Below are 13,255 nucleotides of genomic sequence, written 5' to 3'. Positions count from 1 at the left end.
CTGCCCGTTGAGGGTGGCGGCGGGGCGGGGTCCGGGCTAAGCGGGCAGCAGCCTGGTCACCAGCCGCGTCAGCTGGTGCACGTTCCGGCATTCGTGCATCTCGACGACCTCCGCGTACGCGTGCGCCTCGGAGTCCCCGGTGGACCACAACGCCGTCCGCTCGGGATTGAGCCAGTACGTATGCCTCGCGGCGGCGGCGATCCCGCGAACCGCCGCCAGGTTCGGGTCGCCGCCGTTGGTCCTGGCGTCCCCGAGGATGAGCATGGATGTCTTGGGGCCCACGGCATCCGAGTACCGTTCGACGAACTCGCCGAGCGCGTGCCCGTAGTCGCTGTGCCCGTCCCAGCGGGTCAGTTCCGCGTCGGCGAGGATGCGCGCGCCGAGGTCCTCCGGATCGGCGGCGCCGGTGTCGACGAGGTGGGTGATCTCGTCGCAAGCGTCGATGAACGCGAACACCCGCACCTTGCTGAACTGGTCGCGCAGGGCCTGCACCAGCAGCATGGTGAAGTTCGCGAAACCGGCCACCGAGCCCGACATGTCGCACAGCAGCACGATTTCCGGCCTCCCTGGCCGGTGCCGCCGGTACGACGGTCGCATCGGGACGCCGCCGGTGGACAGCGAACGCCGAAGCGTCCGGCGCAGGTCGATCTGCCCGCGCGCGTGCCGCCGTCGCCGGGCGGCCAGCCGGGTGGCGAGTTTGCGGGACAGGGGCTGCACGACACGGCGGAGTTCGGCGAGTTGCGCACGGCTGGCGAGCAGGAAGTCGACGCGGTCGGCCGCGGGCGGGACGGCGTGCCGCGAAACCCGTTCCCTGCCACGGACTTCCGACACTCGGCGGCGTGCTTCGGTCCGGACCAGTCCACGGAAGCCTTCGACCCGCCGACGGACGTCGTCGCGGTCCAGTCTGTCAGTGAAATCGCTCAAAGCGCCCGCACGGATCGCTTCGAGCACGCGGACCACGAGCGTCTGCGGCTGAAGCCGTTCCAGCGTCTGGTGCGCCGACCAGCCACCCGCGCCCGCCGTGCCGCCGTACTCCCCCAGCATGTCGACGGCGAGCCCGGCCAGCTGCGTCAGTTCCGTCTGGTCGTTGGCGGCGAGTGCGGCGGCGAGCCGGTCCCGCAGCGCCGCCAGGTCTTCGACCGGGTCCTGCGAGGGCGCGCCGACGCCGAGCGGGAAATAGATGTCGAACGTCGCGTCGAACACCGCGCGCTGGCCGCCGCGCCGGACGAGCGCCGCCGCGAGCCCTTCCCGCATCTGCTCGCGGGAAGCAAGGCCGAGCACTTCGAGTGCCGCGGCGGCGTCGACCGTCTCACTGGGACCGGCGGGAATTCCGTGCTCCCGCAACGCTTCCACGAACTCGACGAGCCTGCCGGGCACGCCGCTCACGAGTCGAGGACCTTGCCGAGTTCCAGCCGCGCGTCCGCCTTCACGACGTCTTCCTGGTGTTTGAGGATCACGCCGAGGCTCGCGCGGACGACGTCCTCGCCGAGGCTGTCCGCGCCGAGCGCCAGCAGGGTGCGGGCCCAGTCGATGGTCTCCGCGACCGACGGCGCCTTCCGCAGTTCCATCGCCCGCAGCGCGGTGATCACCTTGACCAAGGACGCGGCGAGCGCGTCGTCGACGCCGGGCACCTTGAGCCGCACGATGCGCTGTTCCAGTGCCGCGTCGGGGAAATCGATGTGCAGGAACAGGCACCGGCGGCGCAGCGCCTCGGAAAGCTCGCGCGTCGCGTTGGAGGTCAGCACCACGAACGGCTGGCGCCCGGCGGTGATCGTGCCGAGTTCCGGGACGGTGATCTGGAAGTCGCCGAGGACCTCCAGCAACAGCCCCTCGATCTCGACGTCGGCCTTGTCGGTCTCGTCGATGAGCAGGACGGTCGGCTCGTCGCCCTTGATCGCCGTCAGCAGTGGCCTGGCCAGCAGGAACTCTTCACCGAAGATGTCGTTGCGGGCTTCGTCCCACGTCTCGTCCTTGCCGGCGGTGATCCGGAGAAGCTGCTTCGCGTGGTTCCACTCGTACAGCGCGCGGGACTCGTCGACGCCTTCGTAGCACTGCAAGCGCACGAGCCGGGAGCCGCTCGCCTGCGCGACCGCCTTCGCCAGCTCGGTCTTGCCGACCCCGGCGGGGCCCTCGATCAGCAACGGCTTGCCGAGGGCGTCCGCGAGGAACACCGTGGTGGCGACGGCCGCGGAGGCCAGGTAGCCGGTGTCGGCGAGCTTCGCCGTCACGTCTTCGACGGATGTGAAGTACCCGGTCCCAGCCACGCGGCCTCCCAGCTCGATCGCCTACCCGGCCGACTCTACGTCGCGGATCCGCTTGGGCAGCAGGAACCCGACCGCGAAGGTGAGCATCACCATCACCGCGACCACCCAGAACGTCCGCTGGGCGGCGTCGGTCGGGTCTGCGGTCCCGGCGTCGAAGAACACCGTGCCCAGCAGCGCCATCCCCAGCGCGCCGCCGACCTGCTGGAGCGAGGTCAGCGCGCCCGACGCCGATCCGGCCTCCGACGGTTCCACTCCGGACAGCGCGATCTCGAAGTACGGCCCCATGATCAGCCCGGAGCCGATCCCGACCACCAGCAACGCGGGGGCGATCAGCCACGGACCGGTTTCCGGGCCGAGGAGCAAGAGCAGGGCGACCACGCCCGCGGTCATGATCAACGCGCCGGTGTGCAGCACCTTGCGGCCGTGCTTGCGCACCACCTGCACCAGGCCCATCCCGACGATCATCCCCAGCGACATCGGCACCCCGGTCAGCCCGGCCTTGAGCGGCGAGAAACCGAGCCCGAGCTGCAGGTACAGCGTGAAGACGAGACCGAAGCCGGAGAACGCCGCGAAGTAGATCGTGCCGGTCGCCATCCCGGCGAGGAAGCTGCGCTTGCGGAACAGGCTGGGCTCGACCAGCGGGTCACCACCGCGACCGCTCTTGCGCTTCTCGAACCAGGCGAAGACACCGAACACCACGACCGCGGCGGCCATCATCGCGAACGTCCACAGCGGCCAGCCGTACTCGCGGCCCTGTACCAGCGGGAAGACGATCAGCAGCGCACCGGTCGTGGCGAGCAGCGCGCCGGGGATGTCGAGGGTGAGCGAACCGCCGGGCCGGTTGGCAGGCAGGAACTTCACCGCGGCCAGCACGGCGAGCGCGCCGATCGGGAGGTTGATCAGGAAGATCATCCGCCAGCCGGTGCCGAAGAGATCGGCGTCGACCAGCCAGCCCGCGAGGATCGGGCCGCCGACCGCGGCGAGCCCCATCACCGGGCCGAACATGCCGAACGCGGACTGAAGCTCCTTTCCGGTGAACATCTCCTTCATCATGCCGAGGCCCTGCGGGATCATCGCGGCGCCGAACAGGCCCTGCACCACCCTGGCGGTGATGATCATCTCGGGGTTCACCGCGATCGCGCAGAACAGCGAGCCGACGACGAAGCCGGCCGCGCCGATCAGGAACATGCGCTTGCGGCCGAAGATGTCGCCGAGCCGTCCGCCGGTGAGCAGCCCGGACACCATCGCGAGGGTGTAGGCGACGCCGAGCCACTGGATCATCGCCGTGCCGCCGCCGAGCGAGGCCCGCATGACCGGACCGGCGATGCTCGTGACCGTCATGTCGAGCAGTTCCATCACCGAACCGGTCAGGATCACGAACAGCGCGGGCCAGCGCCAGCGGTAGGACTTCTCCACGTTTTCCGTGGTCACACCGCTCGGGGTGTCCAGTGTCATCGTCATGGGAACAACGCTAAAGTCAATTCCGGCCACTTTCTGACCGGAATCGGAGCGAACCTGGATTCATGGCGAATACGAGTGCGCGGATGCTGCGGCTGCTGTCGCTGCTGCAGACACACCGCTTCTGGTCGGGGATCGAACTGAGCGACAAGCTCGAAGTGAGCGAGCGGACGCTGCGGCGTGACGTCGAACGGCTGCGCGAGCTGGGCTATCCGGTGAACGCGAGCCGCGGCGTCGCGGGCGGCTACCAGCTGCGGTCGGGCACGGTCATGCCGCCGTTGCTGCTGGACGACGAGGAGGCCGTGGCGATCGCGGTCGGCCTGCGGACGGCGGCGGGCGGTTCGGTGGAGGGCATCGAGGAAACCTCGGTCCGGGCGCTGACGAAGGTCGTCCAGGTGATGCCGCCCCGGCTGCGCAGACGGGTCGACGCGCTCCAGGCGTACACGACGCCGGCGGCCGTCACGGGTCCCCGGGTCAACGCGGCCAGCCTGACGGTGATCGCGCAGGCGTGCCGGGACGACGAGCGACTGAAGTTCGACTACGCGGCGCGCGGCGGCGAGGAGTCGGCTCGGCTGGTCGAGCCGCACCGGCTCGTCTCACTCGGTCGGCGCTGGTACCTGGTGGCGTGGGACCTCGACCGGGTGGATTGGCGCACTTTCCGTGTCGACCGGCTCAGTGAGCCGCGCACCACCGGCGCCCGCTACCGGCCACGGGAGATCCCCGGCGGGGACGCGGTCAAGTTCGTCGAGGCCCAGATCAAGGCCAGGCCGACCACGTACGAACTGGTGGTCCGGGTCGAGGCGCCGAAGGCACAGGTCGAGGCGGCCGTGCGCTACATCGGTGGCGCACTCGAAGCGATCGACGAGACGTCCTGCCGTCTGACGATGAACGTCGACACCTTCGACTGGCCCGTCCTGATCCTCGCCGCCATCGGGGTGCCCTTCGAGGTCGAGAGCCCTTCGGCGTTCAAAGATCACCTGGGCGCCGTCGCCACCCTCTTCTCCAGGGCGTCCGGCGGCTAGCATCGGGCCCGTGAGCACCTATGTCGCGGCCGAGGGCCGATACGAGAGCATCCCCTACCGCCGCACCGGGCGCAGTGGCCTGAAACTGCCCGCGATCTCGCTGGGCCTGTGGCACAACTTCGGCGACGACAAGCCGCTGGGCACCCAGCGGGACATCGCGCGGCGCGCGTTCGATCTGGGTATCACCCACTTCGACCTCGCCAACAACTACGGCCCGCCCTACGGTTCGGCCGAGGAGAACTTCGGCAGGCTGCTGGCTTCGGACTTCAAGCCCTACCGTGACGAATTGGTCGTCTCGACCAAGGCGGGCTACGACATGTGGCCGGGCCCGTACGGGGAATGGGGTTCGCGCAAGTACCTGCTGTCCTCTTTGGACCAGTCGCTCGGCCGGATGGGCCTGGACTACGTCGACATCTTCTACTCGCACCGGTTCGACCCCGAGACGCCGCTCGAAGAGACCGTCGGCGCGCTCGACACCGCCGTCCGCTCGGGACGCGCGCTGTACGTCGGCATCTCGTCGTACTCGTCGGAGAAGACCGCCGAGGCCGCGCGGCTCCTGCGCGAACTGGGCACTCCGCTGCTGATCCACCAGCCGTCGTACTCGATGTTCAACCGCTGGCTCGAAGGTGACAAACTGCTCGACACGCTCGAAGCCGAAGGTGCGGGCTGCATCGCCTTCTCGCCGCTGGCGCAGGGACTGCTGACCAGCCGCTACCTCGACGGCGTTCCCGAGAATTCCCGTGCGGCGCAAGGAAAGTCGCTCAACCCGGACACGATCACCGAGAACACCGTCGGCAAGATCCGGGCGCTGAACGAGATCGCCGAGCGGCGCGGGCAGACGCTGGCGCAGCTCGCGCTCGCGTGGGGTCTGCGTGACCCGCGGATGACGTCGGTGCTGATCGGCGCGAGCAGCGTCGCCCAGCTGGAGGACAACGTCGGCGCGCTGAAGAACCTGCACTTCACCAACGAAGAGCTGGCCGAGATCGACCGCTACGCCACCGAGGCCGACATCAACCTCTGGAAGCGCTCGACCGACGCCGGATGACACCCGAAATCGCGTTGCCCCATCCGGCCGGGGAGCTGAGACTGCGGACATGACTTTCGAAGAGCTGCTCACCGAGGGAGAGGCCGTCCCGGTCGAAGGCTGGGACTTCTCCTGGTTCGAAGGCCGGGCCACGGAGGAACGGCCGCCGTGGGGATACTCGCGGCTGCTCGGTGAGCGGATGGCGGCGGCGTCCGCAGGACTCGACCTGCAGACCGGCGGCGGCGAGGTGCTCGCGGGCATCTCGAAACCGCCGCCGGTCCTGGCCGCGACCGAAGGCTGGCCGCCGAACGTCGAGGTCGCCAGGAAGACCCTCGCGCCCTTGGGCGGCGAAGTGGTCGATGCCGAGTACGACGCACCTTTGCCCTTCCCCGACGAGTCCTTCGACGTGGTGAGCAGCCGCCATCCGATCGCGAACCCGTGGCGGGAGATCGCGCGCGTCCTGCGGCCGGGAGGGACCTTCCTGTCGCAGCAGATCGGCGCCGGAACCGTCCGCGAACTGAAGGAGTTCTTCCTCGGCCCGCAGGACTACGGCGGCTGGACACCCGACGTGCTGCGCGTCGAGGCGGAGGCCGTCGGGCTGCGGGTGGAGCGGCTCGAACCGGCGAAACTGCGGATGGAGTTCTTCGACCTCGCCGCGGTGGTGCACTTCCTGCGGAAGGTGATCTGGATCGTGCCGGGCTTCGAGGTGGCGAAGTACCGCGACAAGCTCGCGGAACTCCATCGGATGATCGAGACTGACGGGAAATTCGTCGCGCACTCGCGGCGGGTGCTCGTGGAGGCCGTCAAACCGTCGTGAGTGGCGGGGCCGATGTTCCCAATGTCGCATCTGAGTCGCTGAGCGTCTCAGATGCGACATTGGGAACCTGCCGTCCGCTCTACCCCTCAAAACACCTCACGAGCCCAAGCGCTTCAGCTGCTCCGCGCTCAACTCGACCTCGGCGGCGGCGAAGTTCTCCTCCAGGTGCGCGACGCTCGCCGTCCCCGGGATCGGCAGCATCACCGGCGACCGCGCGAGCAGCCACGCGAGCCCGACCTGCGCCGTGGTCACGCCCAGTTCCGAAGCGACGGCCTCGATCGCGGCGGTGGCGGAAGACGCGGCGCCGAGCACGGGACGCCAAGGCAGGAAAGCGATCCCGGCCGCCTCGCACGCGACCAGCACCGCTTCGTGCTCGCGGTCGAGGAGGCTGTAGCGGTTCTGCACGCTCGCGATGTCCACGATCTCCCGTGCCCGCGCGAGTTCGTCCACGGTGACCTCGGAGAGCCCGATCCGGCCGATCTTGCCCTCGTCTCGCAGGTCCCGCAGCGCGCCGAGCTGATCGGCCAGCGTGGTTTCCGGGTCGATGCGGTGCAGTTGCAGCAACTCGATCCGCTCGACGCGCAGCCGCCGCAACCCCTCGTCCACCTGCACACGCAGGGATTCCGGCCGCCCGTCGTACTTCCACTCGTCCCCAGTCCGCACCACGCCGACCTTGGTGGTGATCACCAAGTCGTCCGGGTACGGATACAGCGCCTCGGCGAGCAAGTCCTCGTTGGCTCCCCCGCCGTACAGATGCGCGGTGTCGATCAGCGTGATGCCGAGCTCCACGGCCCTTCGCGCCAACGCGATGGACGCCTCACGCGCGGGGCCGGTTTCGGTCGGCAGGCGCATGGCGCCGAAACCGAGTCGGTGCACGGTCAAATCTCCGCCGATGGCGAATTCGTTCATGCGGGAAACCTAGCGCAGCGGATCCCTCGGCGAGGGCAGATGAGAGGTGTCCGGGAACATGTGGAGCGCGCGCAGGGCGGCGCCGAGCTCGGCGATGTCGGCCGGGTCGGTCAGCGAACGGCCCAGTTCCTCGGATATCCGCTTCAGCCGGTGCCGGATCGTGTTGGGGTGACAGAACATCCGTTCCGACGTCAGTTTCGTGGAGCCCTGGCATTCGAACCACGCCCGCAACGTCAGCAGCAGCACGTTCCGGTCGTCACCGGGCAGGTCGAGGATCGGCCGCAGCACGTGGTGCGCGAGCTGGACCGACGCCTCCGGCGCGCTGGCGACGAGGCCGGCGAGCGGGGATTCGTTGAACTGCACCATTCCGGTCGTCCCCGGCGGCATGCTGGAGAGCGCGACCCTGGCGAGGTGCAGCGCGCGGGAGGTGTTCCCGAGACCGGTGAACACCGGGCTGACCCCGATCCGGCCGATCTGGTTCTCCCGCAGCAACTCGACGATCAGCTGCGACGCCGACGGATCCCGCATCGACACGACCCCGACCTGCAGGTCCGGCGTGAGCCGCCAGGCGGACGCGTGATGCCGGTCGCGGAGCCGGTTTTCGATCTGGGGCAACGGTTCGTGCCCGACGCGCGGGGTCTCCGCCGCGACGACCACATAGGTCCCGTCGAGCGAGAGTTCCAGCACGCGCGCGATGTCCCACAGCGTGCCCTCGGTGGCGGCGCCGCCGGCGAACAACGCCTCGACCAACGCGGAGCGTCTGCTTTGGTGCGCCAGCATGACTTCGGCGGTGGTGTCGCGATACGTCGTCGTCAGCGCCTCGGCGTAGTCGTCGATCAGCGCCCAGATGGCCGACGTCGCGGCGACGAGGCCGCGGAGGTCCTGATGCTCACCCGAAGCGGTCAGTTCGACGAACCGGTTCCACACCTCGGTGAGCCCGATCCGGTAGGCCCGCAGCAGTTCCGGCAGCGGCGCGCCCTGCAACGCCCGTGCGCGCCCGGTCGCCCGCGCCTGTGTGAGGTCGGGTTCCTCGGTGCCGCGCAGGGTCCGCATGACGAACTCGAGGTTGTTCCGCACCGAGGTCCGCAGTTCGGCGAGGGTGACGAACTGCGCGTCGCGGTACACCGGCATCTCGGCGCGGATCTGCGCGACGGTGCTCTCGATGAGCCTCGGCAGCTGTTTTTCGACCTCGAAGGCCAATTCGGCGACGACGGCGGCCGAGCCTTCGCGGAGCACAGTTCGGTAGTGCATGGACGTCCTCCGGGGCAGGGACTCCTCGTCGAATCCCTGGGGACGTCATCTAACACGACTTGCCCGGAGGTGGCCTGTCGAAGCCGGAAGGGCTCCGCCGGTGCGGCGGAAAATCGGGATTTCCGCCGCACCGACGGGGTTTCACATCTTCGCGGCCGCGCTCTTGATGGCTTCGCGGATCCGGAAGTAGGTGCCGCACCGGCAGACGTTCTGGATCGCGTCGATCTCGGCGTCGGTCGGGTTCTTCGTCTTCTTCAGCAGCGCCACCGCGGCCATGATCTGCCCCGGCTGACAGTAGCCGCACTGCGCGACGTCCTGCTCCAGCCAGGCCTCCTGCACCGGATGCAGGTCATCGCCGTCGGCGAGGCCTTCGATGGTGGTGACCTCCTTGCCCGAGCAGTCGGACACCGGCGTCACGCACGGATTGAACGCCTCGCCGTCGAGGTGGCTCGTACACGCCTTGCAGACGTTGATCCCGCAGCCGTATTTCGGGCCGCGGACGCCGAGTTTGTCCCGCAGCGCCCACAGCATGGGCAGATCCGCGGGCGCGTCGACGGTGACGGTCTTCCCGTTCACCGTGAAGGTGTAGTTGGGCATCGGAACTCCTTGGCGGGGAAGGAAAGTCAGCGGGGGAAGGGTTCGAAGTCGATCGGGAAGTCGATCGGGAAGCTCCGCGGCTTGGTGCCGGTCGCCCGCGCGTAGGCGTTCGCGATCGCGCCGACCGGCGCAGGCACGCCGAGCTCCCCGGCGCCGCCGATCTCGCCCGTCTCCGGCATGACGAACACCTTGACGTCCATCGGCGAGTTCTTCTGCCGCGCGTAGTGGAACTGCGAGTAGCTGCCCTCGAGCGGCAGGCCCTTGTCGATGTGCAGCCCCGCGGTCAGCGTGGTCGAGATACCGTCGGTCAGGCCGCCGAGCATCTGCGCCTCGAGGCCACGCGGGTTGATCGGCTTGCCGACGTCGACCGCGATGGTCGCCTTGGTGACGCGCGGCTTCTTCGGGTCGCGTCCGTCGAGTTCGACCAGGCAGGCGGTGTACGACTTGTACTCGCCGTGCACGGCGACACCCTGCGCGAAACCCTTGGGCATCTTCTTGCCCCACTCGCCGAGTTCGGCGACCTTGTCCAGGACGGCACGCTGCCGGTCGTTCTTGATGAACTCCCGCCGGAACGCCACCGGATCCTTGCCGAGCTTCGCGGCGATCTCGTCGACCATGATCTCTTCCGCGCCACGGGTGCTCGACGAGTACACCGACCGCCACGCGCCGGTGTGGAAGTCCACCGGGACCTCGTTGAGCAACTGGGTGGTGACACCGAAGTTGTACGGCGACTTCACCGTCAACAGGAACACCGTCTGCGCGAAGCTCAGGTTCCCGCCGACCGGCAGTTGCGCGGCGAAGGCGGTCAGGACCTCGCCGAGCCCGTGACCCCAGTCGGTCTCCACGCTGGCGACGCGGTGCTCGAAGGTGAGCACCTGTCCGAGTGCGAAGGTGGCGCGGATCTTGTGGTGGCTGGCGGCGCGGGCGCGGCCGTGGCGCATGTCGTCGATGCGGCTCCACATCAGCCGCACCGGCCGCTTCATCGCCTTCGAGATCCGCGCGGCTTCGATCGCGCCGTCGGAGAACAGGCGGCGGCCGAACGATCCGCCCGCCTGCTGGACGTGCACGGTGACCTTGTTCTCCGGCAGGCCGAGTTCCTGCGCGATGTTCTGCTTCGCGAGGATCGGGACCTTCATCCCGGACCAGATGGTCGCGCTGTCCTCGCGCACGTCGGCGACCGCGGAGTTGGTCTCCAGCGGCGCGTGGCTGGCGAAGGCGAAGTCGAATTCGCCGTCGACGTACTGGGTCAGCAGCGGCGGCACGACGAACGGCAGCGCCGCGGCTTGCAGCTTCTTCTTGATCGTCGCGTTGTTCTCGCCGTCGACGGTGCCGGCGTTCCAGGTGACGTCGAGGGCGTTCTTGCCGTCGAGTGCCTGGCCGAAGGTCTCCGCCAGCACCGCGACCCCGGTCTTGATCACGGCGATGTCGATGATGCCGGGCATCGCGCGCACGGCGGCCTCGTTGTTGACCTTCTTGACCGTGCCGTTGATCGTCGGCGGGCGGCGGACCATCGCCGGTTTCGCACCGGGGATGTCCAGGTCGAGCGTGTACTTCAGCTGCCCGGTGACCATCGCGCGCGCGTCCTTGCGCGATTGCGGCGTGCCGATGAGCCGGTGCGCGGACTCCGCCTTCGGAGTCGCCGTGAGCTTCCCCAGATCGGCACGGGCGGCGGGCTTGGACAGCGCGCCGTACTCCGCGCGGCGGCCGTCGGGCGCGATCACCGCTCCGTCCCTTGTGGACAGACGATCGGCCTTAGTGCCCCATTGCCGAGCCGCCGTCGCCACCAGCCGGGCGCGCGCGGCGGCCGCCGCGATCCGCACCGGGGTGTAGAGCGAACGCATCGTGTTGGAACCGCCGGTCAGCTGGTTGAACAGCAGCTCGGAGCGGGCGTCGGAGAGCACGACGTCGACGCGGTCGAGCGGCAGGTCCATCTCCTCGGCGACCAGCATCGCGTTGGCCGTGGTGATGCCCTGGCCGACCTCGGTCCGGGGCAGTTCCAGCCGGACGCTGCCGTCTTCGCGGACTTCGAGAACGAGCAGGTTGGCGGTGGGGGCGTTCGAAAGGATGAGGACGTCGCCGAGGTCGAGGATCTCGGCAGGGCCGGGCGGAGTCGGGATGACGGCTTCGGCCTCTTCGGGCGCGAAGCCGTCGATGCCGATCTTCGTGGCGATCGTGAGCGTGGGCGCCGCGACGAGGAAGCTCAGGAACCGGCGGCGGCCGAGACCGCCGGGGTCCTGAGTCTCGCCTGGGGTTCCAGCGGTGGGACTGGCCATCGGGAAGATCCCTTCGAGAGCGCGCGGAGAAGGCGGGGACCCTCGCGCGGCCTGGGGTCGGATGGCGACACGCTAGGCATCGGCATTCGGCCTAGTCAACGCGGAGTAGTCGGGTCAGCCCATCTGTGTGACGCGGTGACAGCGAAGCGCCCCAAATGTGTGGCGCGCCACAGCCCACGCCGCAATTCGTCATCTGGTTGCGGTAGTTGGTAACGCGAACTACCGCAACCAGATGACGAATTGCGTCAGATGGAGTCGCGCTCCCGGCCCGCTTCGAGCAGGTCTTCACGGGCGCGCGCGATACGTGAGCGCACGGTGCCGACCGGGCAACCGCAGATCTCGGCCGCCTCGGCGTACGAAAGGCCCAGCACCTGGGTGAGGACGAGGACCTCGCGCCGCTCCGGGTCGAGCCCGTCGAGCAGCATCCGCAGCTCCACGAGGTCTTCGAACCCCGCGACACCCTCCGCCTGACGAGCACCGCGACGCTCGGCGGTGGCTTCCCAGTCGACATCGGCGAGCTTCGGACGCGCCGAAGCCGCCCGGATGCGGTCGACGACCACCCGGCGCGCGATCGACAGGAGCCAGGTCCGCGAGGAGGACCGGCCGGCGAACCGGCGCAGGCTGCCGAACGCGCGCAGGTACGTCTCCTGGGTGAGATCGTCGGCGGCGCTGACGTCGGCGAGGTGCGCCACGAACCGCCAGACGTCCGCCTGAGTGGCACGCACCCAGTCCTCGAGAGCCCGCCGGTCACCGCGGGCGGCGGCGAGGGCGAGCGCGGTCACCCGCTCGTCGTCGTGGTTGCGCGGCCCGGCCATACGAGAAACGTAGCAGCGTCCCGGGAACCCGGGCAGGCCCGCGCCCGACAAGTGAGACGTGAAGTGCGAGACCTGCCGCGAGGCCCTGTCGGCCCGGCTCGACGGCGAAACCGAACCCGCCCCGCCCGAGGTGGTCGACCGGCACGTCGCGGGCTGCGCCGCCTGCCGGTCGTGGCTCTCGCGCGCCGAGCGGCTGCACCGCACGATGCTGCTGAGGCCCGCTCCGCCGGTCCCGGACCTCACCGCCGTCATCCTCGAGCGCACCCCCGCCCCGCAGACGGAGGGCTGGCCCGCCAGGATCGCGCTCGCCATGGTCGCGATCGCACAGCTCGGTCTCGCCTTCGCCCAGCTGCTGGGCGTCGACGACCACGGCGCGGGACACGGCACGGAATCCCTGGTCGGGCACCTTTCCCACGAAAGCAGCGCGTGGAACCTGGCCGTCGGCGTCGGACTCGGCTGGGCGGCCGTCCGCACGAAGGCGGCGGCCGGGCAACTACCGGCGCTGACCGGTTTCGTCGCGCTCCTCCTGGCGTTGTCGGCGGGCGACCTCGTCACCGGACAGGTCACCGCCGGACGCGTGCTCACCCACGGGCTGGTCGTCGCCGGACTGCTTTTGCTCTATGTGGTGAACCGCCAGCACCGTCTGCGCAACCGCCCCAGCCCCGCGACGACGGCCGACAGTCCGGGTTCCCACCTCGCGGAGACGGACCACGAGACCGGCGAAGTCCCCGAGCGGCCCCGTCAGCACAGGGGATTCCGGCGTCCCGCGAGCCGCCACGTGGCGTGAACCTTCTGGTCTAGACCATTACCGGTCACTGGGAGCGC

12 protein-coding genes are annotated in these 13,255 nt (G+C 69.4%); 4 read left to right on the top strand and 8 right to left on the bottom strand.

What is annotated here, in order from left to right; translation table 11 throughout:
* Nucleotides 1–36: 36 nt before the first annotated feature.
* Genes ACLJO0_RS39655 through ACLJO0_RS39645 form a run of 3 tightly spaced genes read right to left on the bottom strand, consistent with a single transcriptional unit; the run spans nt 37 to nt 3,725 of the window.
* Nucleotides 37–1,386, bottom strand: a complete 1,350-nt coding sequence (locus tag ACLJO0_RS39655) for a vWA domain-containing protein (RefSeq protein ID WP_410584855.1) — start codon at nt 1,384–1,386, stop codon at nt 37–39.
* Nucleotides 1,383–2,264, bottom strand: a complete 882-nt coding sequence (locus tag ACLJO0_RS39650) for an AAA family ATPase (RefSeq protein WP_410584853.1) — start codon at nt 2,262–2,264, stop codon at nt 1,383–1,385. The genes ACLJO0_RS39655 and ACLJO0_RS39650 overlap by 4 nt, the downstream gene beginning before the upstream one ends.
* Before the next feature lie 21 nt (nt 2,265–2,285).
* A complete protein-coding gene (locus ACLJO0_RS39645; RefSeq protein WP_410584851.1) occupies nt 2,286–3,725 on the bottom strand; it encodes an MFS transporter in 1,440 nt (479 codons plus the stop codon).
* Between the two features lie 62 nt (nt 3,726–3,787).
* Here ACLJO0_RS39645 and ACLJO0_RS39640 point away from each other — a divergent pair, with 62 nt between their 5' ends.
* From ACLJO0_RS39640 to ACLJO0_RS39630, 3 genes are read left to right on the top strand one after another with little or no spacing between them, the layout of a single operon-like run.
* Entirely contained in the window at nt 3,788–4,744 is a 957-nt protein-coding gene (locus ACLJO0_RS39640; RefSeq protein WP_410584849.1) for a helix-turn-helix transcriptional regulator, read from the top strand.
* A gap of 10 nt (nt 4,745–4,754) precedes the next feature.
* Nucleotides 4,755–5,789: an L-glyceraldehyde 3-phosphate reductase gene (mgrA, locus tag ACLJO0_RS39635; RefSeq protein ID WP_410584847.1), complete on the top strand. Its 1,035-nt coding sequence runs from the start codon at nt 4,755–4,757 to the stop codon at nt 5,787–5,789.
* A 49-nt stretch (nt 5,790–5,838) separates the two neighbouring features.
* The gene (locus ACLJO0_RS39630; protein WP_410584845.1) at nt 5,839–6,585 is read left to right on the top strand and encodes a class I SAM-dependent methyltransferase; all 747 of its coding nucleotides are present in this window, start codon (nt 5,839–5,841) and stop codon (nt 6,583–6,585) included.
* Between the two features lie 96 nt (nt 6,586–6,681).
* On the opposite strand, the gene ACLJO0_RS39625 is transcribed toward ACLJO0_RS39630, so the two are convergent.
* The 5 genes from ACLJO0_RS39625 to sigC form a co-directional block, all read right to left on the bottom strand.
* On the bottom strand, nt 6,682–7,494 hold the full coding sequence (locus tag ACLJO0_RS39625; RefSeq protein ID WP_410584843.1) for an aldo/keto reductase: 813 nt from the start codon (nt 7,492–7,494) through the stop codon (nt 6,682–6,684).
* A gap of 9 nt (nt 7,495–7,503) precedes the next feature.
* On the bottom strand, nt 7,504–8,745 hold the full coding sequence (locus tag ACLJO0_RS39620; RefSeq protein ID WP_410584841.1) for a PucR family transcriptional regulator: 1,242 nt from the start codon (nt 8,743–8,745) through the stop codon (nt 7,504–7,506).
* 141 nt (nt 8,746–8,886) lie between these two features.
* Nucleotides 8,887–9,342, bottom strand: a complete 456-nt coding sequence (locus ACLJO0_RS39615; protein WP_016335901.1) for a (2Fe-2S)-binding protein — start codon at nt 9,340–9,342, stop codon at nt 8,887–8,889.
* 26 nt (nt 9,343–9,368) lie between these two features.
* On the bottom strand, nt 9,369–11,615 hold the full coding sequence (locus ACLJO0_RS39610; RefSeq protein ID WP_410584839.1) for a molybdopterin cofactor-binding domain-containing protein: 2,247 nt from the start codon (nt 11,613–11,615) through the stop codon (nt 9,369–9,371).
* Nucleotides 11,616–11,860: 245 nt separating this feature from the next.
* Nucleotides 11,861–12,430, bottom strand: coding sequence for an RNA polymerase sigma factor SigC (gene sigC / locus ACLJO0_RS39605; RefSeq protein WP_125788601.1), 570 nt, complete (start codon nt 12,428–12,430; stop codon nt 11,861–11,863).
* Between the two features lie 58 nt (nt 12,431–12,488).
* Between sigC and ACLJO0_RS39600 the strand changes: the two genes are divergently transcribed.
* Complete coding sequence (locus ACLJO0_RS39600) at nt 12,489–13,217, top strand: zf-HC2 domain-containing protein (protein ID WP_410584837.1); 729 nt, start codon at nt 12,489–12,491, stop codon at nt 13,215–13,217.
* Nucleotides 13,218–13,255: the final 38 nt, after the last annotated feature.

The organism is Amycolatopsis sp. lyj-108 (assembly GCF_046549005.1).
Lineage (GTDB): Bacteria > Actinomycetota > Actinomycetes > Mycobacteriales > Pseudonocardiaceae > Amycolatopsis.
The sequence above is the reverse complement of the archived record's forward strand: the minus strand, read 5'-3'. Positions and strand labels throughout refer to the sequence as shown.

What these genes read in the sequence shown, in the direction of transcription:
- ACLJO0_RS39640 (WP_410584849.1), top strand. Translation starts at nt 3,788, where the DNA reads ATGGCGAATACGAGTGCGCGGATGCTGCGGCTGCTGTCGCTGCTGCAG.
- ACLJO0_RS39620 (WP_410584841.1), bottom strand. Translation starts at nt 8,745, where the DNA reads ATGCACTACCGAACTGTGCTCCGCGAAGGCTCGGCCGCCGTCGTCGCC.
- ACLJO0_RS39610 (WP_410584839.1), bottom strand. Translation starts at nt 11,615, where the DNA reads ATGGCCAGTCCCACCGCTGGAACCCCAGGCGAGACTCAGGACCCCGGC.
- ACLJO0_RS39645 (WP_410584851.1), bottom strand. Translation starts at nt 3,725, where the DNA reads ATGACGATGACACTGGACACCCCGAGCGGTGTGACCACGGAAAACGTG.
- ACLJO0_RS39625 (WP_410584843.1), bottom strand. Translation starts at nt 7,494, where the DNA reads ATGAACGAATTCGCCATCGGCGGAGATTTGACCGTGCACCGACTCGGT.
- ACLJO0_RS39630 (WP_410584845.1), top strand. Translation starts at nt 5,839, where the DNA reads ATGACTTTCGAAGAGCTGCTCACCGAGGGAGAGGCCGTCCCGGTCGAA.
- sigC (WP_125788601.1), bottom strand. Translation starts at nt 12,430, where the DNA reads ATGGCCGGGCCGCGCAACCACGACGACGAGCGGGTGACCGCGCTCGCC.
- ACLJO0_RS39615 (WP_016335901.1), bottom strand. Translation starts at nt 9,342, where the DNA reads ATGCCCAACTACACCTTCACGGTGAACGGGAAGACCGTCACCGTCGAC.